The organism is Pseudodesulfovibrio thermohalotolerans (assembly GCF_021353295.2).
In the GTDB taxonomy this organism is placed as follows: Bacteria; Desulfobacterota; Desulfovibrionia; order Desulfovibrionales; family Desulfovibrionaceae; genus Pseudodesulfovibrio; species Pseudodesulfovibrio thermohalotolerans.
The window spans coordinates 817,205-841,023 of sequence record NZ_CP120635.1 but is presented as its reverse complement, the minus strand read 5'-3'; the positions used below and the strand labels follow the sequence as shown (position 1 = coordinate 841,023).

20 protein-coding genes are annotated in these 23,819 nt (G+C 63.4%); 16 read left to right on the top strand and 4 right to left on the bottom strand.

The genetic code is table 11. The features are described from left to right. Positions 1-257: 257 nt before the first annotated feature. From LF599_RS03825 to LF599_RS03815, 3 genes are read left to right on the top strand one after another with little or no spacing between them, the layout of a single operon-like run. Complete coding sequence (locus LF599_RS03825; RefSeq protein ID WP_269941734.1) at positions 258-941, top strand: CerR family C-terminal domain-containing protein; 684 nt, start codon at positions 258-260, stop codon at positions 939-941. Next, positions 938-2,029, top strand: coding sequence for an efflux RND transporter periplasmic adaptor subunit (locus tag LF599_RS03820; RefSeq protein WP_269941735.1), 1,092 nt, complete (start codon positions 938-940; stop codon positions 2,027-2,029). Before LF599_RS03825 ends, LF599_RS03820 begins: the two co-directional genes overlap by 4 nt. Positions 2,030-2,031: 2 nt before the next feature. Continuing rightward, complete coding sequence (locus LF599_RS03815; RefSeq protein ID WP_279522351.1) at positions 2,032-5,142, top strand: efflux RND transporter permease subunit; 3,111 nt, start codon at positions 2,032-2,034, stop codon at positions 5,140-5,142. An 87-nt stretch (positions 5,143-5,229) separates the two neighbouring features. On the opposite strand, the gene LF599_RS03810 is transcribed toward LF599_RS03815, so the two are convergent. Genes LF599_RS03810 through LF599_RS03795 form a run of 4 tightly spaced genes read right to left on the bottom strand, consistent with a single transcriptional unit; the run spans position 5,230 to position 9,891 of the window. After that, positions 5,230-6,735 (bottom strand): CHASE sensor domain-containing protein, encoded by a 1,506-nt coding sequence (locus tag LF599_RS03810; RefSeq protein ID WP_279522350.1) that lies wholly within the window; start codon positions 6,733-6,735, stop codon positions 5,230-5,232. Then, on the bottom strand, positions 6,728-7,270 hold the full coding sequence (locus LF599_RS03805; RefSeq protein ID WP_279522349.1) for a YfiR family protein: 543 nt from the start codon (positions 7,268-7,270) through the stop codon (positions 6,728-6,730). Before LF599_RS03805 ends, LF599_RS03810 begins: the two co-directional genes overlap by 8 nt. After that, a complete protein-coding gene (locus LF599_RS03800; protein WP_279522348.1) occupies positions 7,270-9,180 on the bottom strand; it encodes a TonB-dependent receptor plug domain-containing protein in 1,911 nt (636 codons plus the stop codon). Before LF599_RS03800 ends, LF599_RS03805 begins: the two co-directional genes overlap by 1 nt. After that, the gene (locus LF599_RS03795) at positions 9,181-9,891 is read right to left on the bottom strand and encodes a response regulator transcription factor (RefSeq protein ID WP_269941743.1); all 711 of its coding nucleotides are present in this window, start codon (positions 9,889-9,891) and stop codon (positions 9,181-9,183) included. Positions 9,892-10,150: 259 nt separating this feature from the next. On the opposite strand from LF599_RS03795, the gene LF599_RS03790 reads away from it, so the two are divergent. From LF599_RS03790 to LF599_RS03730, 13 genes are all read left to right on the top strand, one after another. After that, positions 10,151-11,011: a flagellin N-terminal helical domain-containing protein gene (locus LF599_RS03790; protein WP_269941744.1), complete on the top strand. Its 861-nt coding sequence runs from the start codon at positions 10,151-10,153 to the stop codon at positions 11,009-11,011. A gap of 328 nt (positions 11,012-11,339) precedes the next feature. Beyond that, positions 11,340-11,924, top strand: coding sequence for an RNA polymerase sigma factor (locus LF599_RS03785; RefSeq protein WP_269941745.1), 585 nt, complete (start codon positions 11,340-11,342; stop codon positions 11,922-11,924). Next, a complete protein-coding gene (locus tag LF599_RS03780) occupies positions 11,921-12,598 on the top strand; it encodes a flagellar hook assembly protein FlgD (RefSeq protein WP_269941746.1) in 678 nt (225 codons plus the stop codon). Before LF599_RS03785 ends, LF599_RS03780 begins: the two co-directional genes overlap by 4 nt. Before the next feature lie 27 nt (positions 12,599-12,625). Next, a complete protein-coding gene (locus LF599_RS03775; RefSeq protein WP_279522347.1) occupies positions 12,626-14,176 on the top strand; it encodes a flagellar hook protein FlgE in 1,551 nt (516 codons plus the stop codon). A 24-nt stretch (positions 14,177-14,200) separates the two neighbouring features. Then, positions 14,201-16,210, top strand: coding sequence for a flagellar hook-associated protein FlgK (gene flgK, locus LF599_RS03770; RefSeq protein ID WP_279522346.1), 2,010 nt, complete (start codon positions 14,201-14,203; stop codon positions 16,208-16,210). 16 nt (positions 16,211-16,226) lie between these two features. After that, on the top strand, positions 16,227-17,420 hold the full coding sequence (locus LF599_RS03765) for a flagellin N-terminal helical domain-containing protein (protein WP_269941751.1): 1,194 nt from the start codon (positions 16,227-16,229) through the stop codon (positions 17,418-17,420). Positions 17,421-17,429: 9 nt separating this feature from the next. Continuing rightward, the gene (fliD, locus tag LF599_RS03760; RefSeq protein WP_279522345.1) at positions 17,430-19,148 is read left to right on the top strand and encodes a flagellar filament capping protein FliD; all 1,719 of its coding nucleotides are present in this window, start codon (positions 17,430-17,432) and stop codon (positions 19,146-19,148) included. A gap of 434 nt (positions 19,149-19,582) precedes the next feature. Next, positions 19,583-20,368 carry a formate dehydrogenase accessory sulfurtransferase FdhD gene (gene fdhD, locus LF599_RS03755; RefSeq protein WP_279522344.1) on the top strand — a complete coding sequence of 262 codons (786 nt, stop codon included), beginning with the start codon at positions 19,583-19,585 and terminating at the stop codon, positions 20,366-20,368. Positions 20,369-20,506: 138 nt separating this feature from the next. Further along, positions 20,507-20,851 carry a hypothetical protein gene (locus tag LF599_RS03750; RefSeq protein ID WP_279522343.1) on the top strand — a complete coding sequence of 115 codons (345 nt, stop codon included), beginning with the start codon at positions 20,507-20,509 and terminating at the stop codon, positions 20,849-20,851. Between the two features lie 78 nt (positions 20,852-20,929). Next, complete coding sequence (locus tag LF599_RS03745; RefSeq protein ID WP_269941753.1) at positions 20,930-21,094, top strand: hypothetical protein; 165 nt, start codon at positions 20,930-20,932, stop codon at positions 21,092-21,094. 367 nt (positions 21,095-21,461) lie between these two features. Beyond that, positions 21,462-22,349 carry a formate dehydrogenase accessory protein FdhE gene (locus tag LF599_RS03740; protein ID WP_279522342.1) on the top strand — a complete coding sequence of 296 codons (888 nt, stop codon included), beginning with the start codon at positions 21,462-21,464 and terminating at the stop codon, positions 22,347-22,349. A 39-nt stretch (positions 22,350-22,388) separates the two neighbouring features. Beyond that, on the top strand, positions 22,389-23,291 hold the full coding sequence (locus LF599_RS03735; RefSeq protein WP_450091456.1) for a transposase: 903 nt from the start codon (positions 22,389-22,391) through the stop codon (positions 23,289-23,291). A gap of 293 nt (positions 23,292-23,584) precedes the next feature. After that, positions 23,585-23,815: a hypothetical protein gene (locus tag LF599_RS03730; RefSeq protein ID WP_279522341.1), complete on the top strand. Its 231-nt coding sequence runs from the start codon at positions 23,585-23,587 to the stop codon at positions 23,813-23,815. Positions 23,816-23,819 lie beyond the last annotated feature (4 nt).

The window sequence follows — 23,819 nt, the reverse complement described above, 5'->3', positions numbered from 1 at the left end:
CTTTCGATTTCACGGCGGAAAGACCGCACGGCCACCCATAAAAAAAGTGCCCGCAAACGGGATGCCTTTCCGTTCTCCTTGTCCTTCATCTGTCTTTTTCCCCTAACTTTTTTTAACTCGAATCCCAACGGCGAAACAATATTTATTGGGCTGGATCAAGGGCATCTTTCATGTTAAACGAACGTTTGACAAAGATTGTTGACGGGCAGTATGCATCCGACTTTCCCGGTACGAACATCCGGCCCATGGAGGCAGACATGAGCAGCAGGGAAGGCAAATCCCTCAAACAGACCCAGGGCGAGGAAACACGCGCCACGCTGATCTACACCGGCGCGCGGCTTTTCGCCCAGAACGGGTACAACGGCGTGTCCATGCGCACCCTGGCCGCCGAGGCCGGAGTCAACCTGGCCACGGTCAGCTATCATTTCGGCGGCAAGGCCGGACTATACGAAGCCATTATCCGGGAGATATTCAAGGTGCGGGACCAGATATATCCGCCCACTCCGACGGTCGAGGCCAGGTTGGCCGAGGCCGGAGACAGCCCGGAGGAAAAGGCCGCGGTGGCGGACTGGTTCATGGACACCCTCATCAACGGACTCCTGACCCGCACCGAATACGCCTGGGGCACGGTCATCATCTCGCGGGAGCTGGTCCATCCGTCGGAGCTTTACCCCAAAATGGAGGAGCTGTTCTTCCGCCCCAACCTGGAATCCCTGTGCACCCTGGTCAGGGGCACCGCAGCCCATTGCCTGAGCAAGGCGGACATGGCCATCACCGCCCACGCGGTCATCAGCATCGTCATCAAGCTCCTCGAAGGTCACGACCTCCTCTGCAGGGTCATCGGATGGGACTCCTTCGAGAATCACCTGGAAACCGTTTCGCAGATCATAAAGACTCGCATCCGGGGGCTGCTCGGCCTCCCCATGGAGAACGCACAATGAACCGTTTTCTCTTCCCCGTCGCCCTTGCCTGCCTGGCTTTCCTCGCCGCCTGCGACCGTTCGCCCGAGCCGGTGCCCGTGCAGATCCGCCCGGTCAAGACCGCCAAGGCCATGCGGGCCGACAGCAGCAAGCTCTGGTCCTTCGCGGGAACCGCCGAGGACGCCCTGGCCACCAAGCTTTCCTTCCGCGTGGGCGGCAAGATCATCGATTTCCCCGGCAACCAGATAGGGCGCAGATTCGCCGAGGGCGCGGTCATCGCCCGCCTCGACCCGTCCGACTACGAGTTGGAGCTGCGGCAGGCCGAGGCCAACATGGAGCAGGTCCGGGCCAACTTCGTGCGCGCCAAGGCCGACATGCGGCGCAACTCCCGCCTCTTCGAGAGCCGGGTCATATCGCGCGGCGAGCTGGATCAAGTCGAGGCGGACTTCAAGTCCTACGAGGCCCGGCTCAGCGCCTCGGCAAAGCAACTGGACATCGCCCGCAAGCAGTTGAGCTACACCACCCTACACGCGCCCTTCGACGGCTGGATCGGCGAGGTGGAGGCGGACCTCCACCAGAACGTGGCCGCAGGCCAGTCCATCGCCACCTACAACGCCGGCCGCCAAATGAAGATGTACATCAGCGTGCCCGACACGCTCATCGCCCGGGTGAAGGAAGGGGACCAGGTGTCCGTGGTCTTTGACGCCCTGCCCGGAAAGGTCCTTAAGGGCGCGGTCCACGAGATCGGCGTGGAATCCGGTTCGGGCTCCACCTATCCGGTCAAGGTCTATCTGAAAAACGACAGCGGGCAGATCCGCAGCGGCATGTCCGGCCACGTAAATTTCACCAACCTCGGCCGGGCGGGCGAGGCCTTCTACCTGCCGCCCGTGGCCGTGGTCGGCGAGCCGGACGGCGCGCACGCGGTCTGGGTGGTGAACCCAGACACGTCCTCCGTGACCCGGCGCGACGTCACCGTGGGCCAGCTCACCCCGGCCGGTCTTGAGATTCTCGACGGGCTGAACGAAGGCGATGTGGTGGTCATCCGGGGCGTGCACAGCCTGGAGGACGGCCGCAAGGTTCGCCTCATCGGCAACGGAGCGGAGGGCTGACCATGAATCTGGCCAAATGGTGCATCACCAACAACCGCACCGCCATCGTCCTCTTCCTGCTCATCGCGGTGAGCGGGGTGATGACCTTCTTCTCCATCCCGAAGAGCGAGGACCCGGACTTCACCATCCGCACCGGCGTCATCTCCACGGTCTTCCCCGGCGCCTCGCCCCAGCGGGTGGAGGAGCTGGTCACCGACAAGCTGGAAGAGAAGATCCGCGAAATCGACGGGGTCAAGACCGTCAAGTCGCAGTCCATGTCCGCCCTGTCCATCATCGAGGTGGAATTCGAAGACACCATCATGGACATGCAGCCCTACTGGCAGAAGCTGCGCAACAAGGTGGACGACGCCAAACCGGACCTGCCCGCCGAGGCAATGACCCCGCAGGTCAACGATGAATTCGGCGATGTGTACGGCATCGTCATCGCACTCACGGGCGACGGGTTCTCCTACCGCGAACTCAAGGACGCGGCCGACGACCTGCGCGACGAACTGCTCAGGATCAAGGGCGTGGGCAAGGTCGAACGCTGGGGCGAGCAGGACGAGCGCATCTTCGTGGACTTCACCAACTCGCGCATGGCCGCCGCCGGGATCAGTCCGTTCGCCCTGGCCAAGATGATCGACAGCCAGAACACCCTCCAGCCCAGCGGTTCGAGCATGGTCGGGCCGGAGCGCATCGTCATCGAGCCCACGGGCGAATTCAAGGGCGTGGAGGACATCTACTCCCTGGCCATCCGTCCGCCGGGCAAGAAAACCTCGGTCCGCCTGGCCGACGTGGCCGACATCTCGCGCGGCTTCTCCGATCCGCCGTCCACCCTGACCCGCTACAACGGCAAGCCGTGCCTCATGCTCGCCGTGTCCATGGCCGACGGAGGCAACATCACCGAACTGGGCGAAAGGGTCGCCAAGCGGCTCGACGAACTCAGGGCCGACATGTACGTGGGCCTCGACGCCGAAGTGCTGGTCTTCCAGCCCGACTACGTGAACAAGGCCATCAGCGATTTCATGCTGAACCTGATCGAGTCGTTCGTCTTCGTGGTGGTCATCATCCTGCTTTTTGCCGGTCTGCGCACGGGCGTCATCGCCGGTTCCCTGGTGCCCATGGCCATGCTCGGATGCATCGCGCTCCTGCCCTACCTCGACGTGGGCCTGCAACGCATCTCCATCGCCTCGCTGATTATCTCACTGGGCATCCTGGTGGACAACGGCGTGGTCGTGTCCGAGGCCATCCTGGTCCGGCTCGCCTCAGGCGAGGACCGGCTCAAGGCCGCCACCGGCGCGGTGAGCGAACTGTGGATGCCGCTGCTGGCCGCATCCCTGACCACGGTTTTCGCCTTCCTGCCCATCCCCCTGGCCACCACCCACCCGGTGGGCGAGTTCTGCACCTCCCTGTTCATCGTGGTCTCCCTGACCCTGGCCTGTTCCTGGGGACTGGCCATGTCCATGGTGCCCATGATGTGCTACTACCTGCTCAAACCCAAGCAGGCCGTCCAGACCTTTTCGAGCAGGCTGTACCGGGGCTACCGCGGCCTGCTTCTGTGGAGCCTGCGCCATCGGACCGTGTTCCTGGCCCTGATCCTCGTCGGCTGCGCGGTCTCGGGATGGGCCTTCCGGTACGTGCCCAAGATATTCTTCCCGCCCAACGAGCGCGCCCAGTTCACCATCGACTTCTGGCAGCCCTACGGCACGGACATCACCGCCACGGAACGGCGCGCGGAGCGGCTGGAGAAAATCCTCCTCGCCGACGAGGGCGTGGTCAGCGTAGGCGTGTTCGTGGGCCACGGCGGCCCCCGCTGGTACCTTCCGCTCAACATCGAGCAGAAAAACGACAACCTGGCCACCTTCGTGGTCAACACCAAGTCCGTGGAGGGCGTGGACCAGGTCATCAAGCGCACCCGGCAGGCTTTGAAAAAGGGCTTCCCCGACGCCGACTACAGCCTGAACAAGCTCATGAACGGCCCGCCCGTAGGAGCCAAGCTGCAAATCCGCCTGTCCGGGCCGGACATAAAGACCCTCTACGCCCTGCGCGACGAAATCCTGCCCATCGTGGAAGAGCAGGAAGGCGTCACCCGCGTCTGGGACGACTGGGGCCAGTGGACCAAGAAAATGATCGTCAAGGTGGACCAGGACAAGGCCCGCGAGGCAGGACTGTCAAGCTTCGACGTGGCCGTCTCCCTCCAGACCGCCATGTCCGGGCTGACCGCCTCCAATTATCGCGAAGGCGACACCATCATCCCCATCCTGCTCCGCAACGACGAGGGATTCCGCAACCGCCTGGACAAGATCGACAGCCTGAACGTCTACTCCTACGACACCGGCGCGAGCGTGCCCCTGTCCCAGGTGGCCAGCACGCACCTGGACTGGCAGCCTTCGGACATCCGCCGCCGCGACCAGGGCCGGACCATGACCATCAAGGCGGACGTGGCCGACGGCTATTTCGCCCTGTCCATCCTGAACAAGGTCCACCCGGCGGTACGGCAGCTCATGGACAAGGAGGACTGGCCCCTCGGCTATACCGTGGAGTACGGCGGCGAGTTCGAGGAGAGCGCGGAGGCCCAGGCGGCCATCAACGCCAACATGCCCCTCGCCATGGGGCTGCTCGTGCTGGTGCTGATCTTCCAGTTCAACTCCATCCGCCGCCCGCTGATAATCCTGCTCACCCTGCCGCCCATGCTCATCGGCATCAGCACAGGCATGTTGGCCACCAACTCGCCCTTCGGATTCATGCCCATGCTCGGCATGATCTCCCTGCTCGGCATCATCGTGAACAACGCCATCATGCTCATCGACCGCATCGAGATACAGCGCGGCCGGGGGCTGGATATGGCCGACGCCATCGTGCTCTCCTCCCTGGAACGCGCCCGGCCCATCATCATGACCGCCACCACGACCATCATCGGCATGGTCCCGCTCTCCCTCCAGGGCGGCGAGATGTGGCGTCCCATGGCCAACCTCATCATGTCCGGCCTGACGGTCGCCACGGTCCTCACCCTGGTCCTCTGCCCGGTCCTCTACTCCCTCTTCTTCCGCCAGCGGTTCAAGGGGTACGAGTGGAACCCGCAGGTCATCCAGCGCGGAAGCGACCTCAACCCCGAACTGCATCCGACCGAATAGAACACGCCAAAGGGCCGCCGGCATACAACCGGCGGCCCTTTTCCTTTCCTTCCGAAGACAGCCGGAAAAGTCTGGGAAGCCCTTGGATCAACTGTCCGCCAGACGGCGGAAGGCGATGCGGAGGGTGGTGCCGGTCCGCTCGCCGGTGTTCATGATGATGTCCGCGCCGTGGGTGCGGGCGATGAGCGCGGCGAAGTAAGTGCCGAGGCCGGTGCCGTTTTCCTTGCCGAAGGTCACGTATTTCTCGAAGAACCGTTCCCGGATTTCCCCGGGCACGGCCGCTGGATTGGCCACGGTCAGGGTCGGGCGTTCGCCCCGCTCCAGGGAGACCGCCACCTCGTCGCCCGGGCCGGACGCCTCGATGGCGTTCTGGACGAGATTGCGGCACATGGTCCGCAAAAGCGGCCCCTCGCCGGACACGGTGAAGGTTTCGTCGCCGACCACGTCTTGTCCGTCGAGGCGGATGGCCAGCCGCACGCCGGAGCTGTTGAGCTGCGGGGCGAGTTCCTCTTCGAGGTCGCACAGGGTCTCGACCAGATCGGTGGGCAGCCGGTTGAGGGCGTAGACGCCCTTCTCCATCTTGAACATGTCCAGATGATTGCGGATCATGTCGAGCATCCGGTATCCGGCGGCCCGAATTCGTTTGATGAGCTTGACCTGTTCCGGGTTCAGTCCGCCCTGTTGCAGCAACAGCTCAGGATAGCCGATGACCAGGCTCAGGCCCGACTTGAGGTCATGGCGGTTGATGCGCTCCACCTCTTCGCGGATCATCTCGGCCTGGCCGCGCCGCTGGATTTCGCTGTGAAGCTGGCGATTGTTCCTGAGCAGCTCCAACTGCTTGACCTTGAGCTGAAGGGTGCGCTCCTCCACCCGCTGCTCAAGCATCTCGCGGTGCCGATTCAGGCGGGCGTCGCGGTCCTGGATGCGTTCAAGCATGGCGTTGAACTCGGCCACAAGCACACCCAGCTCGTCGTTGCTGGCGTAGTCCACCCGGCGCGAATAGTCCCGGCTGGCCGAAATGGTGTCGACCGCCTCGGTCAGTTCTCGCAGGGGATCGCCCAGCCTGCGCCTGAACGTCCCCGCCAGCTTGAAGCAGAAGACGAACACGCCGAGCAGGACGAGCGCCCCGCTGACGAGATAGGACTTGAGCAGTCCCCACTGCCCGGCCAGGGAAACATCCAGGGCGACCACGCACCCGGCGCGGCCGGACGGGATAGGCGAAACCACGGTCAGGGAGGACAGGGCCGCGCGCACGCCAGCCTCGGGCGGGGTGTCGGGAGCGGGAGGCGCGCCCCAGGCGGCGAACGTCGAACCGTCGGCGAGATAGACCGCCGCGCCCAGCACGTCGGGCGTGAGCGACAGCGTCCGCAGGTTCTCGGACGCGGCCTCGGGGTCGTCGAAGTCAACCGGCGCGGCAAGGGACGCAGCCATGAGCCCGGCCAGTGTGCGCGCCTTGTCCGCGCCTTCCTGGCGGTAGGCGTGAACCAGGGGAATGGCGTTGAGGAAAAAGCTCAACCCCAGGGCCATCAGGGTGGTCCCGAGAATGGCCGCCGCGATCTTCCGGCCCAAAGGGGTCACTTTGGCGTCACTCATCCGCGCCTCCCCGATGGATGCGGGCCAACTGCATGAGCCGCGAACTGACGGCCAGCCCCGCGCGTCCGGCCGCGTCGGGATTCACCTCCAGCTTGAGCCTGCCCCCCTGCATGTAGAAATTGATGATCGCGCCCTGCTCCGGCCCCTCGGGGTCCTGGGTGATGGTCAGCACGGGCAGATCCACCACCCGCTTGATAATGGCCGCGCCCTCGCGCCGGGACGCACCGGCCAGGAACAGGACATGGCACTCGGCGGGCCACTGGACCAGCCGGAAGCGGGGACCGTCGCCCACCGCGTCCGAATCCGGGAAATAGGGGCGCAGCCGTGCCGGGTCCGTGGCGGCGACCACAAAGGGCTCTCCCGGGGCAGGCCCCGCGCCCCGGGGCCAGGTCACGTATTTGACCAACCGCTGCACGTAGAGCGCGCGCAACTGATCCGGCTCGGCGGTCAGGCGGGTTCCGCCGGACGCCTGGTACGGCGAGACGAAAAACGCCCAGACAAGTACGGAGAGGAAGATCGGCCGCAACACGCCCATCAGAAATCCCAGGTCACCCGGCAGTCCACGCTCGGCCCCACCGCGAGGTCGGAGAACTGCTCGTTGGAACCGCTCAGGTTCCGGCCGATGACTTCGAGCAGGAGCGTGTCGGAAGCGCGCCAGGAGGCGTGCGCGTCCAGGCTGAAATAGGCGGGCAGATGACGCTGATCCGGGCTGTCGATGTATCCCAGGAAGAGGTCCAGTCCCACGTCCTTGAACGGCTTGGCGAGGATTTGCAGCTTCATCTCGCTGCCCATCCCCTCCTCGGGCATGGAGTCGCCCACCGGGCCGGATTCCAGGTTGTAGATGTTCTGGTAGATGAGGCTGGCCGACGGCTTCAGGGTCAGCCAATCGTTGACGGCCCATTCGATCATGGCCTCAAGCCCGTAGGCCGTGCCCTTGAGGGAATTGCTCACCGTGGCCGTGCCGGAGGCGTCGTCCAGTTCGAGCATGAGCAGCTCGGAATAGTCGTTGACGTAAAGGGAAAGATCGAACCGGGCGTCCGGGGTCAGCGCCTGGCGGAACCCGGCCTCGTAGGAGACGAGCTTCTCGGACTTGAGGTCGTCGGGCGCCTGGACCTGATATTCCCGTCCTCCCACACGAATCCTGTAGCTGCCGCGACGCTGGTAACGGGTATCCGCCCGCACCCCCCGCGATACGGCCAGCCAGTATTCGGCGTCGCCCCGGATGTGCAGCAGGCGGAGTGTCGGCTGCAACTCAACGCTGGTCTCGTCGAGCACGTCCGCCTTCAGCCCGGCAACGAAATAGAGGCTGTCCGGCAGCAGGGTGATGCGGTCGCGGATGAATCCGGTCCCGGTCCAGGTGTAGATGCGCTCCCGGTCGATGTCCGGGGTGTCGCCGTCATGCACGTCGTCCCAGAAATACTGGGTGCCCACGCCCCAGGTCAGGTAGTGGCGGCCCATCCGCTCCATGGCCGAGGTCAGCTCCGCGTCCAGGACGTTCGCCCCGCCTTCGAGATCGGCGAGCATGGCGGTGTCGCGGGTGAAGGAAGTCCTGAAGCGCAGGTTTGAGTCCAAGCCGGTCGCCCGGTCCCAGACGAACTGGGCGTAGCCGTTGACGTCCGTTCGCGAACGGGTCTCCCGCCCGCCGGGCGGTGAACCGATGGGGCCGTCCTCCTCAGTCTTGGAACGAACCAGATCGCATTGCAGGGACAGGGCGTCGGTGAAGGCGTTCTCCCAGTCCGCACGCAGGCCGCTCTGGAACTTGGACCACTCGTGGCCGTCCTGCCCCCGGTTCCTGCCGCTCAGCCAGTCGCCGTTCAGGTATTGGGCGGTGCCGTAGGCCATGAAGGCCGAATTCTCGCCGGTCATCCGCCCGTAGCGCACGGTCTGCCCCGCGCCCCGGGTGCCCGCCGTGGTCACGGACTGTCCGCCCAGTGCCTCGAACGCGCTCTTGGTGATGATATTGATGACCCCGGTGAAGGATTCCGCGCCCCACAGGCTGGTGCGGGTGCCGCGCACCACCTCGATGCGCTTGATGAGGCTGATGGGCACGATGTTGTCCCACTGCACCCCGGTCATGACCGGCGAAGTCACCGGCCTTCCGTCCACCAGGACCAGATGCTTGTTGCTCAGAAGCCCGTTGAATCCCCGGATGCCCACGGCCCAGCGGTCCGTGTTCATCTGGGCCACATGCACGCCGGGCACGAGCTGAAGGGCCTCGGGCACGTTGGAGGCCCCGGACCGGAAGATGTCCTCCTCGGTCAGAACCGTGACCGCGGCCGGAATCCGCGACAGGGGCTCGGTGCGGCGGGTGGCACTGGCCACCTCAACCTCCATGAGCTCCTCCAGGCCGAGACCGGACAGGTCATCCCCGGCCAGGGCCGGGAACGCCCAAAAAAACTGAATCAGTATGCCCAGAACAACCGACCGCCACAGGTCCGCTCCCATCTACGCGGCCCCTTCACGGGGGACGGCCAGGAGATAGCCCCTGCCACGGATGGTCTTGATGCTGACGTGCCGGTCGAGTTTCTTGCGCAGGTTGCTCATGTGCACGTTGAGCACGTAATCGTCGAAATCCTCGCCACGGCCGAGCGCCTTTTCCATAAGGCTGGCCCGCTCCACCACGTTGCCCATGTTCAGGGCGAGCATCTCCAGGATGTCGAATTCCGTGGAGGTCAGATGCACGGGCGCGCCGTTCACGGCCATGCTCCGGGCATTGCGGTCCAGGAGGACGTCGCCGATGCCGATGCCCGGCTTGGGCTTCACCGCCGCCGTCCGAACCTCCTCCTCGTGGCCGCTGCCGTAGCGGCGCAGCACGGCGCGGATGCGGGCCAGCAGTTCGCGCAATTGGAACGGCTTGGAAACGTAGTCGTCGGCACCCATTTCCAGGCCGACCACCCGATCTATCTCCTCGCCCCGTCCGGTGAGCATGATGACCGGCACCGGAGACCCCGCGCGCAACCGGGTCAGCACATTGAATCCGCTGGTGTCGGGAAGCATCACGTCCAGGATCACCAGCCCGTAATCTCCCTTATGGGCCATCTCAAGACCCTCGCTTCCGGTGGCGGCCGCATCCAGGCCGAGCCCTTCGCCGCCGAGATAGGACTTCAGCAGCTCCGCCAGTTCGGGGTCGTCGTCGATCAGCAAAAGGTCTTTCATCCGCACACTCCTTTTGAATGCATCATAAAGATTCAGAACAAATTATGATATTAACCCAAGCTCAATTAACATTAAGAAGCTCAACAAACATCATCGCAGCATTCAGAAAACAATAATGCTCCGTCCCCATACAGCCCCGGCACATTTTTCCTCCATGAACGCCGCCCCGCATTGCCTCCGTATATATGGGGAGAATTTGGTTCTCCGATCATCGGGACGGAGAAAATGCATGGAAGCATAACCATTCAAGGAGGAAATCATGTCTCTCGTAGTAAACAACAACCTCATGGCCAATGCCGCCGCCCGGAACCTGAATGGCGCCTACAACGCGCTGGGCACGTCCACGGAACGGCTCTCTTCCGGTCTGCGCGTCAACTCCTCGGCCGACGACGCGGCCGGGCTGGCCGTGCGCGAACTGATGCGCTCGGACATCACCACCCTCAACCAGGGAGTCAGGAACGCCAACGACGGCATCTCCATGATTCAGACCGCCGACGGCGCACTCTCCGTCATCGACGAAAAACTCATCCGCATGAAGGAACTGGCCGAGCAGGCCGCCACCGGCACCTACACCGACGCCCAGCGGCTCATCATCGACTCGGAATACCAGGCCATGGCCTCGGAAATCACCCGAATCGCCAACGCCACGGACTTCAACGGCATCTACCTGCTCAACGGCAACCTCTCCGCCGACGGCATCACCATCCACTTCGGCACGGGCAACGACGACGCCGAGGACAAGTATGACGTGACCATCGGCAACTGCACCGCCTCCGCCCTGGGCGTTGGACTGGCAGCGGGCACGGACAAGGCGGGCTCGGTGGTATCCACCCAGGCCGCGGCCCAGAGCGCCCTCGACGCCCTGAACACGGCCATCGTGTCCAAGGACAACGTGCGCGCCAACCTCGGCGCCATGCAAAACAGGCTGTCCGCGACCATCTCCAACCTGGAAATCCAGGCCGAGAACCTCCAGGCCTCGGAGTCACGCATCTCCGATGTGGACGTGGCCACAGAGATGACCGAGTACACCAAGCAGCAGATCATTACCCAATCTGCCGTGGCGATGCTCTCGCAGGCCAACTCGCTCCCGCAGATGGCCCTGTCGCTCATCGGCGGCTAGTCCGCACCTTCTCCAACCGAGGGCCGGTCCCCGCAAGGGACCGGCCCTCAATGGCTGTATCGTCCGAACACCCCGGACGGTTGCACCTTTTCCGCATGAGAAGGGAAAAAAATCCCCCCCCCGCCCTCCGGCCGGTCCAAAGCGGCAGCGCACCCTTTCCCCGCCCTTTTTCACCTTATTTTTTCTTCATTTTCTTATGCAAAACGCGATGCCCGGCAGCGCGTCTTTATCTTTCGCAAACGTCGATCAAACAAAACTCAACAGGACTTTACGCACTCTTGATGTTGATCGGCACCTGCATTGCTCAAACCGATGCAGGAGGTTCGAAATGAGCAGCACAATAATGGAAATCAAAAAGCGATATGATGAGATATCATATGAAAGCCTGTTCAAGGAACATTCCAGGCTCATATACAAGCTCATCATAAACTTCGTGAAGTCCAGGAACATCAATCTCCACAGTTCGGAAATAGATGACATATACCAGGAAATCGCGCTGAAGATATTCAAGAACGACTACATCTCGCGCTACAACGCCGAGAAAAGCTCCTTCATCACCTGGCTCAACATCATCTGCCGCACCACCGCCATCGACTACTACAGGAAAAAGCTGCGCTGGATGGAGGCCGTGCTCACCGACGCTCACCCGCACAACTCCGAGGGCGGGCTCGACACCACCCTGTTCAGCCTGCCCGCGGGCGTGCTGACCGACCGGCAGGCCGAGGTCGTGACCCTTTACTTCAAGGAAGGGCTGATCGCCTGCGAGATCGCCCGGAAGCTCGGCATCACCTCGCGCACGGTCCGCAGCATCAAATCCCAGGCCCTGAACCGGCTCCGCATCCACTACGGCGCGTCCGCACCCTTGACGGAAACCGACGGACCTCGCCTTTCCGAGAGGAGGAAAGCCTCATGAGCATCGACACCACCAGCTATTACGAGTCCCTGCTCGCGTCGTCGACCACGGTGTCGACCGCCGCAACAAGCTCCACGTCGCTGACCTCGGACGATTTCATCACCCTGCTGTGCGCCGAGCTTGAGCACCAGGACCCCACCGAACCCGTGGACAACACCCAGATGGTCGACCAGATGACGCAGTACTCCCAACTGGAGCAACTGACCGACATGAACGACAAGATGGACGCCCTGACCGACAGCATCGCCTCGCTCGGAGCCGTCAGCGGCCTGGACTACATCGGCAAGCAGGTGGAGGCCGAAGGGTACGCCGTCAGCAAGGACGGGGACGACGTCTCCACCCTCTATCTCACCCTCGACGAAGACGCGGCCGAGCTGGCCGTGAACATCTACGACTCCAACGGAACCATCGTCGACACGCAGACCTTCACCGACATCGGAAGCGGCACCGTGTCCTTCACCTGGGACGGCACCGACTACGACGGCGACGAGGTAAACGGCGGCGTCTACTACGCCGTGGCCAAGGCCTACGACGCCGACGGCGACAAGCTCGGGTGCACCTCCACGACCACCGGCACCGTGACCGGCGTGAGCACCACCGACGACGGCGTCGTCCTGACCCTCGAAGACGGCCGGACCGTGAACCTGGCCGACGTGACCTACGCCACCCAGTAACCAGACCGTTATTTCAAGGAGCGCATCATGAGCATCAGCGGATCCATGTACACCGGCATTTCCGGGCTTCAGGCCCAGAGCCAGGCAACCTCCGTGGTCAGCAACAACCTCGCCAACTCGACGACCACGGGATACAAATCCGTGGCCATCTCCTTCGAGGACGTCTTCTACTCCACAGTCTACGCCGGGGGCAGCATCGGCCAGGTCGGCAACGGCGTGACCACTTCCTCCCTGACCACGGACTTCTCGCAGGGAGCCTACGAGTCCACCAACACGGTCACGGACGTGGCCATCAACGGCGACGGCTTCTACATCGTGGTCGACCCGGACACGGACAACACCTACTACACCCGCGACGGCGGATTCACCTTCGACACCAACGGCTACCTGGTGGACTCCCACGGCAACCGGGTCCAGGGCTGGGAGACCGAGGACAACTCCATCACCGGCGGCCTGGTGGACATCCGGCTGGACAACTCCCAATCCCCGCCCCAGGCCACAGGCGAAGTCGCCATGCAGGTCAACCTGGACTCCACCGAGCAGGACAACACCGCTTCCTCGACCAACCCATACGCCTCCCTGTTCGAAATATACGACGGCACATCCGATCCCGCCCTGGACGACTCGCGCTACGCCTATCAGACGACCATCACGGTCTTTGACGAGAACGGCGCGTCCCACGACCTGACCACGTACTACGACCCGGTGGAGACCGACGACGGCTCCATCGTCTGGGAATACACGGTCTGCTGCGACGCGGAAGAGGACATGCGCGACTTCGCCGGCACGGACATGGGCGACACCAGCGGCGCGGGAATGCTCGTCACCGGCACCCTGACCTTCTCGACCTCGGGCGACCTGCAATCCATGACCGCATTCACCCTGTCCGACACCCCCACGGACACCACCGATCCTCTGGCTGCCGAAAACTGGCTTCTGGCCGAGTTCGACGACAACGGCCTGCCCATGTTCGGGGTCAACTTCACGGGAGCGGAGGACAACCAGGTCATTTCGCTCGATTTCGGCATATCCAACGCGGACTTCGCCACCGGCACGGGCTGGGATGTCTCCGGGGGAATCGACTCCCTGGACGACTTCACGGCCGCCACCACCCCGGACGAACTGCCCGCGTTCAACTCCGGGGTCCTGTCCACCCGGGCCACCACCAGCACCACGTCCAGCTCGGCCACCTACACCCTGACCCAGGACGGGTACGCGCCCGGCGAGCTGACGGACATCACCATCAGCGAGAACGGCATCCTCGAAGGGAGCTACACCAACGGACAGAGCCAGGAGCTGTACACCTTCGCCCTGGCCGACTTCACCAACACCCAGGGGCTTTATTCCGAGGGCGGGAACCTCTTCTCGGCCACCACGGAATCCGGGCAGGCGCTCATCGGGACACCCGGCTCGGCCGGATTCGGCACCCTGGCCTCCAACTCCCTGGAACAGTCCAACGTGGACACGGCCACCGAGCTGACCAACCTGATTATCATTCAGGCGGCCTACCAGGCCAACTCCAAGATCATCACCACGGCGGACACCCTGCTGTCCACGGCCATCAACCTGAAGCGCTAACGGCGGGAACCACCGGAGGGCAGGATGATCAACAACCTCTACAGCATAGGGAAGTCCGCGCTGCAAAACGCGCAGGTGTCCGTCAACAACGCATCCAACAACATCGCCAACGCGGACACCACCGGCTACCAGCGCACCACGGCGGTTTACGACACCAGCGGCTCCATCACGATCAACGGCATCACCGTCGGCACCGGGGCGGACATCACGGCCATCCAGTCCGAGTGGGACAAGTTCGTGGAGAACCAATACCTGGACGCCCTGGCCGACCTGGCCGCCCAGACCAGCGCCCTGGACTACCTGGACGGGCTGGACTCCCTGCTGAACCAATCCGAGGGCGGCATCAGCGACGTCCTGGAGGAGTTCTTCGACGGCTGGAACGAGCTGGTCACCGACCCGAACTCCACATCCGCCCGTGCGGCCCTGCTCGGCCAGGCCGAAACCCTGGTCTACGCCTTCCAATCCACCGCCGCGAGCCTGACCTCCATGACGGACGCCATCAACGGCGACATCCGGGACCAGGTGGACGGGGCTAACGGACTCATCGAGGACCTGGCCGAACTCAACGCGGCCATCGCGGCGAACCCGGACGACAACCAGGCCGTGTCCGACCGGGACCAAAAGATCCGGGAGCTCGATTCGCTCATCGGCGTGGAGGTCCTCTACAAATCCGACAACACGGTCACCATCCTGACCGGGGAGGGGTACAGTCTCGTGGACGGAAGCGAAACACACAGCCTGGCATACCAGGAGGCAAAGGTTTCCGAATCCCCGGTGCGCGGTTCGGACTACGACGGCAGCCTGAGCTATTCGGGCTCCTCAAGCGAAGAGCTGCTCATGGAATTCGTCTCCCAGGGGGCGGATGGCGCGGCGCAGTTCAAGGTGTCCACCGACGGCGGCGCGACCTGGAAGACCGACGACGACGGAGACGTCATCCTCTACACCTCGGGTAGTGCGGACGACCCGGCGGAGATCAATGGGGTGTCCATCTGGTTCGAGGACGGGACCGGAGAACACGCCGTGGGCGACAGGTACACCGTCGTGGCCAAATCCGGCCTCTACTGGCAGTCCGGCGACGGGGATTCGGTCAACATCACACCGCTTACGGACGACGCCGGAAACATGGTTTCGGGCCGGACATCCGGCGGAAGCCTGGCCGGGCTGTTCCTGACCCGCGACGACACGGTCACCCCCACCCTGGACGGCCTGGACGACATGGCCGAAGCCCTCATCCGGGAGGTCAACGAAATCCATGCCTCGGGCGCGGGGCTGACCCACCACACATCCCTCACGGGCAGCTACGCCGTGGACGACGCCTCGGCCCCCCTCGGCGACAGCGGCCTGCCCTTTGCGGACGCCGTCGAAACGGGCGAGCTGGCCCTGACCACCTACGACGCCGACGGCAACGTATCGACAACCTCGATCCTGTCCGTCGACCCGGGCACGGATTCCCTGGATGATCTGGCCGCGGACATCAACGCCGCCTTCGGCGGGGAGCTGACCGCAACGGTCTCGGACGGACGGCTCCAGCTCACGGCGGGCGCGGACATGGAATTCGAGACCGCCGGGGACTCCTCGAACCTGGCCGCCGCCCTCGGGCTGAACACCTTCTTCACCGGCACCGACGCCTCGACCATCGCCATCAACAGCTACGCGTCCACCGACCCCGCGCACATCAACAGCGGCTCGGTGGGGGAAGACGGTCTGGTGGCCTCGGGCTCCAACGAAACGGCCTCCTCTCTGGCCACCCTGTACGAGACGACCCTTTCCGTGGGCGGCCTGCAAACGAGCCTCGCCTCGGCCGTGGCTACCCTGACGGCGAACGCGGGCTCGGCGGCGTCCGCCGCCGAATTGCAGCAAACCTACGCGCAGACCTCCGTGAGCTACCTCTACGAACAGCAGTCCGCCACCAGCGAGGTCAACGTGGACGAAGAACTCATCGAACTGACCAAATACCAGCAGGCCTACGAGGCCGCCGCACAGATAATCAGCGTGACCAGGCAAATGATGGACACCGTCCTCGACCTGGTCTGATCCGCAGGAGGCTATCATGCGCATCAGCACGGCACAGATATTTTCGCTTTCCCTCAACCAGATGAACTCGGCCCTCAACGACGTGAGCAAGCTCACGATGATGAACGCCAGCCAGAAGCGGATCAACAGCCCGTCGGACGATCCCGCTGGAATGGGCAAGGTGGTGGAACTTTCCGCCTACGAGTCCTCCCTGAGCGGCTACATAGACAACTGCGGGACCGCCCTGGACTACCTCGGCGCCGCCGACCAGGTCCTGTCCACGGCCAGCGAGACCATCGCCGCGGCCATGGAGCTGTGCGAGCAGGCCTCCACCGAGACCTACACCGACGACGAGCTCAAGATGATGGCCCTGGAAATGGAGGGACACCTCGACGCGCTGTACGCCATGGCCAACACCGAAATGGGCTCGGACTCGGTCTTCGCGGGCGACGACATCGGCGACAACGCCTACGAGATGGGGCTGGGCGTGACCCTGTCCAACGACTCCCTGGACAGCGCGGACTTCGTGTCCCTGTCCGGCGAGGTGGACGAGACCGTGGCCGTGCGCTTCACATCGGACGGAACCGTGGGAACGGACGGTCTGGACTACGAATATTCCACGGACGGCGGCGAGACCTGGACCCAGGCCACCCTGGCGGCGGGAGACACGGTCCTGGACCTGGGCGACGCCCAAGTTGAATTGGCGGCGGGCACGGCCGTGACCGCCGCGGACGGCGACGGCGGCGGCTCCCTCTTCCATCTGCGCGAGGCGTGCGTCTACACCGGCAGCGCAAAGGCCATGTCCGTGGCCGTTTCCGAGAGCACCTCCGAAGACATGAACACGGTGGGCAGCGACATTTTCGGCGGCGTGGACGACTCCACGGGCCTGCCCTTCGACTCCCCCAACCTGTTCGAGACCCTGTCCGACTGCATCGTCTTCATGGAGAACGGCGACCACGAGGGCGCGGCGCGCTGCCTGGAGGTCCTCGGCGAGTGCCACGAGACCGTGGAGACGGGCGCGGCGGACATCGGAGCGCGGGAGAACAAGGTGACCTACACCCAGACGTCGCTCTCGCTGATCAAGGAGCTGGCCGCCAACTCCATCAGCCGCGAGGAGGACGCCGACGCCACCCAGCTCGTGGTCGAGCTGGAACAGGCCAACTACGTGTACGAAGCGGTCCTTTCGACCTCGTCCAGCATCATGAGCATGTCCCTGCTTGACTACATCTAGAAGGCCGCCATGGGTTACATCTCATCCCTCTCCAGCACGGTCGAGACATACAAGCCGATCACCACCTCGGGCGACGTGTCCTTTTCGGGGCTCGGCAACGGCACGGACTTTTCCGAGATCATCGACGCGATCGTCGACTCCGAGAGCTTCCAGCTTGAAGAATACCAGGACAGGAAGGACGAGTATGAATACGTCATCGACCTGATGGAGCAGCTTTCGGACAAGATCGACGACTTCAACACGCTCCTGGACGACATGGACGAGCCGGACGAATTCTACTCCATGACCGCGAGCGTCAGCAGCGAGGAAGTGGAGGTCGAGGCCGACGGCGACGCCGATGCAGGCATCCACACCATCGAGGTCAACCAGCTCGCCCTGAACGACGTCTGGGTGAGCATGGGCGCGGGCTACGAATCCAAAGACGACGTGGTTGCCGACGAGGCGACCTCCCTGACCGTGAGCTTCGGCGGGGAGGACATCACCATCGACGTGGCTTCCGGCACCACCCTGGACGGACTGGTCTCGGCCATCAACGGCTCGGTGGACGCGCGCGACAAGTTCGAGGCCTCGGTCATGGACGACGGCGACACTCGTTATCTCATGCTCAAGAGCTGCGACGTGGGCGACGACAACGTCATCGCCATCGCCGACACGGGCTCCCTGACCGGAATGAGCGCGGGAGAATTCGTCAACACCCAGGCCGGGCAGGACTCGCAGATCAAGGTGGACGGATTCCCGCCGGGCGAAGACGACTGGATCGAACGGGCCTCCAACTCCATCGACGATGTGGTGGACGGCCTGACCTTCGAGCTCAAGGACGCCACGGACGGCGACACGCTCCAGGTCTCGGTGGGCTACGATACCGACGGCATGTACGACGCCATTGTCGAGTTCCAGGAATCGCTCAACGCCATCATCGAGGATATTCAGCTTCTCACGGGCCGCGTTACCGCCGAAGAGGACTCCGACGAGGAGACCTACACCGTGGACAGCTATGCACTGGACATCGTCTACAACAACATCAAATCCATCGTCTCGTCGGCGGCCCAGGGGTTCAAGACCTGGTCCGAGGACGGGGGCGGCGACTACTACACCGCCCTGTCGCAAATCGGCTTCAGCACCGATACGGACGAGGATTCGGACACCTACGGCCAGCTCATCCTGGACGAGGACGACCTGGAGGACGCCCTGGACAAGGACGCCGAAGCCGTGGCCTCCCTGTTCTCGGCCCGTGCCCAGGGTGAATCGGACAGCGAGGGATTGCAGGTCATCTCGGTCATCGACGGCGTGACCGGGGCCGGGGAGCACGGCGTGGAGTACACGATCTCCGGCGGCGAACTGGTTTCCGCCCGGGTGGACGGCGAAGAGGCCGAGGTGGACGGCTGGACCATTCTCGCCTCCGGCGGAACCGCGAAGGGCCTCTACCTGTCCGTGACAGCGAACGCGGACGGCGATTACGAAGGGACGTGCAGGGTCAAGCAGGGCAAGATCGGGGAACTCTCCGACTCGCTGGACGCCGTGACCAACGCGGAAACCGGCTCCCTGACCATCCTCATCGAGCACTACGAGGAAAACGTCACCGGCCTGGACAACCAGATATATAATGAAGAGAAAAGGCTGGACGCCCTGGAGACCTCACTGCAACGAAAATACGCGGCCCTTGACTCGCTGCTCGCCACCTACGAGGCGCAAGGCAACACCCTGACCTCCCTGCTGGAGTCCCTGTAGGCCGGATTCGGTCCGGGAGTCGACATTCCCGGACACCCTTTCCGGCGCGAACTCGGCGGGCGTCAGGCCGGGATCGGTCCGCATGGCGCGAAGCACGCGCTCAAGCCTTTCCAGCGGAATACAAACGGGAAGAATCATCAGGGTCGCCTCCTCGGACGGGAATGGTCGGCCGTCCCGACGCATACGGCGCGGCGGCCGGGGAACGTCTTCCGTCCCCACATAGGCCGAACACGGCCGTTCATCATCAATATCGTCGGCACCCGGCCGAAAGTTACGCGCCGTCGCGGCGGACGGTGCACGTTTCCCCGGGCCGACGACTCCGCAACCGCCGGTCGAGGTGTGAAAATCAAAGCAAAATCCGTCGGCTTGCCCGCAGCCCGCGTCCGGATTAAGGAATGCCCTGAAGGGAAGGCGCGCGGCGCACGGAGGCGGATATGAGTTCGGAAAGCCACGAATACGACATACACGAATACCGACGGGGATTCTCCCGCAAGACCATCAGTTCCATCCGGGAAGTGCCGTTGACCATCTTCCTCAACGGGCGCGAGGTGGTCACCCTGTTGTGCACCGCCAAATACCCGGAGTACCTCGCGGTGGGCTTTCTCAAGTCCGACGCCTTCATCTCCAGCCCCGCCCAGATCACGGACCTGACCGTGCGCGACGAGGGCGACCGTCTGACCGCCGAGGTGGAGACCTGCCACGATCCGTGGAAAGACCGGATCATGGAGCGGTCCATCACCTCGGGTTGCGGCAAGGGCACGAACTTCGGACGCAACGTGGCGACCATCTCCAAACGCACGGTGGGCGGCGACGTACACGTCTCCCCGGAACAGATTCTCGCTCTGGCCAAGGAACTTCACGAGCGGTCCACGCTGTACAAGACCACGCGCGGCTGCCACAACTCCTCCCTGTGCACCCCGGAGGAAATCCTGCTCTTCCGCGAGGACATCGGACGCCACAACGCCATCGACATGCTGTGCGGCCAATGCTTCCTGGACGACGTGGCCGTGGACGACAAGATGATCGTGACCACGGGCCGGGTGGCCTCGGAAATCCTGCTCAAGGTGGTCCGCATCGGCGTCCCGGTGCTGGCTTCCACGGCCGTGGCCACTAGCTTTTCCGTCGAACTTGCCAGAAAAACCGGCATCACCCTCATCGGAAACATCCGCGACGACAGCTTCTGGGTCTACAACGACAACGGTAGGATCATCGGTTTCTGACGCCGCTCCCCGCGCCCGGTACGCCGAAATGTCCCTTTGCAGGAAGTGCGGGCTCATGATAGCGCTGACGGGTCGCGTCTCGCGCGACAAGCCAAAAACCGAATGCGAGCCGGACCGTTGCCAATCAAGAACCGCCATATGTCACGACTGATCGTCTTCCTGCTGCTGGCCTTGTGCCTGGCGCAGGTGGACGGCGGACGTTTCCTCGACGACGGGCAGGAGTTGAGCCGCGATTCCGGCTTTCTCCTTTCCGCGCCCGGCCATGCCGAAGCAACGACATGCGGCGTCGAGCCCCTCCATCGGACGAGCCCCGAATTCCTTGAACAGGGGCATGTGCTCGCCTTAAGTCCCGACAGACTGGCCGCCGACTTCGTCAGGGCGGCCGCGTTCCTGTCCGGCGCCCCCTCAAGCCGCCTCGCCCTCCACTCCGCATACGGGTCGATCCCGGCCCGGGCACCTCCGTTCTCCCCCGTCGCGTCATAGATTCGACCGATGCCGCGGGGCCCCAGCCGTCCCACGCGAAATTGCCACTCGTTGGAACAACGGAGGTTCTCTTACCTTATGGCTGATCTCAAGTTTCCCGACACGGATAAATCCTCTTCGCAGGAGCCTGAAATCGATTATTCGCCCAAGGAATACTCGCTCAGGAAGCTGCTCCTGATCGGGCTGATCTTCGCTGCCGGCGTAGCGATCTTCATTTTGCCCATCGTGCTCTGCGAATCATAACCAGCAACGATACCCATGAAGGCCCTTTGGCGGCCCCCCGCCAAAGGGCCCCCGTATCCGGAGGTCCCGCGCCCGCGCGTCACCGTCCGCAAAGGGAAAGGGAAACCGACCGCGCCGATTGCATACGCGCGGAAGCATCTTCTCGACGAACGCCAACGATTTTTTTCATCTTTGTAACCGGCCTGTTTTATTGATGCATCCAATCGAGAATATGTCTTTTTTGGCATAATGTCTACAAAACAAAACCTTTCATCTCAATAAGTTGCAATACTTTTGTGTCAGACCTTGAGTAAGTGCAAAACCTTTGGCATGATGTTGCGCACACTCATACTGTTTTTCCAGATCGGAAAACACTCTGGAGAACCACATGGAACGCAACATGGCCCAAGAGACGCGCAGACTCGACCGCAAGTTGGCGCAGCTGAGAAAAAAATCCTACATATCATCGGACCTTATCGACCTGCTTGATGAGGTGGCGCACCTACAGTTGACCGCGCTGCCCGAAGCGGAAGTGCATTTGCCGTCCGATGAGGAACTGGCCGCGCCCGAGGCCGTACTCCAGGGCGTGTCCCTGGTCAACCGCGAAAACTTTCCCTTTGACGCGGCCCAGGCCGAACGGCTGCTCGGCGAGCTGATCCGTATCGTCCGCAAGGTCGAAGGCCCCCTGGGCGACGGAGCCGAGATCGCGGCCAAGGCCCTGGAGTCCGGGGACCTCACCCCGGCCGAGCTGTTCCGGCGTTTTCTGGACGACGACTCCGCCTTTTTCGGCGGATGGGCGGAACGGATGCCGGGCGCTCCCAGGACACTGCCGTTCCTGGCCCAGGCAGCCATGGGACCGTCCATGGAGGCCGCCGCCGGAATGCTCGCCGCCAAGCTCCCCGAAATGAAGGTTTCGCCCGTGGGCACCTGCCCCGTGTGCGGGGCCATGCCGCTCATCTCCTCCCTGGAGCAGAAGGAGGGATTCCGTCACGCCACCTGCTCATTCTGCCGCCACCACTACCGGATCAAGCGCATCGCCTGCCCGGTCTGCGGCGAGGACGACCAGAAGAAGCTGACCTTCTTCACTGTGGACGAGGAGCCCGGATTCCGGGTGGACGTCTGCGAGACGTGCAAAACCTACGTCAAGACCATTGATTTCCGGAACCTGGACCGCGTTGCGCTCCCGGTCCTGGACGACCTGGATTCCCTGGCCCTCGACTACGTGGCCGCCAACCAGGGATACCGGCGGGCCACCCTGTCCGCCTGGGGGTTCTAACATCGGGAGGAGACCATGCCTGGTTCACAGCGGGACGCCATGCAGAAGACTTCGCATCTCATACCGGCCGTCCCGGCGGATGACGGCGCCGCCTTCGAGGCATTGCTGCACGATGAAGACAAGGCCAGGGACTACCTGCTGGATCTGGCCTGGCCCACCGGCGACCCTTTCTGTCCGCGTTGCGGGCACCGCAAGGTCTACACCCTGTCCGGCGAGCGGCTGCGCTGCGCCGCCTGCAAGTACACCTTCCAGCCCTTCTCCGGGCGGTGGATCAACAACGGAGCCCTGAGCCCCGGCGAGTGGCTGCGCCTCATCGTGCATTTCGTCGAGGAACGCTCGGTCCACCAGATGAAGGAGGAGCTGGGGCTGTCCTACAACACGGTCTACAAGGCCCTGACCGCCATCCGCTTCGCCATCCTGGCCAACGCCCTGGACGCCCGGCAGCTCATCAGCCCGGCCACGGGCCTGGACTCCTACCTCAAGGGCAACAGGCTAACAGGCGGTCCACGCGAAATGCACATGGACACCATCCCGGTCTACGGCATCCTGCGCCGCGACGGGCTGGTCTTCATCGACCTGGTGCCCGGCTTCCAGGCCGAGACCCTGTTCCACTTCCACATGAACTTCCACCTGAAGCTCATCCGCTCGGGCAACCTGGTCTACACGGACCGCTACAAGGAATACGACGCCCTCATGTTCTGCGGCAACGACTCCCTGCCCTACGAGGTCATCCGCCGCTACGACGAGCCCCCGCACATCGACGCGGTGCACGACGAATTCTGGGAATACGCCCAATCGCGCATCAAGAAATTCCGGGGCATATCCTGCCAGCGGTTCCCCCTGTACATGAAGGAGCTGGAATTCCGCTTCAACAATCGGAACAAACCCCTATGCGAGATTCTGGCCGCCTACCTCTGCGCCCTGGTGCCGAACACGGACTAGCGCGTCCGCAACACCTTGCCATAACGAAAAAAAGCCCGATTCCGCACCTTCGGAACCGGGCTTTTCCGCATCCGCCATTCCCCTTTGCGGCCACTGTTTTCATTGGTGTCAAACCGTGGGGCGAAAATCAATTTATGTCAAATCCGACATAAAGCGAAGCAAGGCATGGCGTCATCCTGCTAAATAAAACACATTTTTCCCTGTGTAAGAATAACCGCAAGACTCCTTTCTTTGCCCGCCCTTCGGCTATGGATAATAAGGAGAATAATAGAAAAAACGGGAGAGGTACGCGTATGCGCTTGAACAATCAACACCCACAGGCTTCGTCCGCGGTAGCCGCCATGCCCTTCGCCGGGCTGGGATTCGCCTCGGCAGAGGTCCGTCAGGCGGCAAAATGCATGACCCCGGTGGTTCACCGTCCCTGCGGCGACCCCGTGTTCATACCGGTCGGCTGCGGTCCCGCTGTCCAACCTGGGGGCTACAAGCTGCTCGTGGCGCTCGGCCGCGAGATCCGCGGGCGCTGACCCG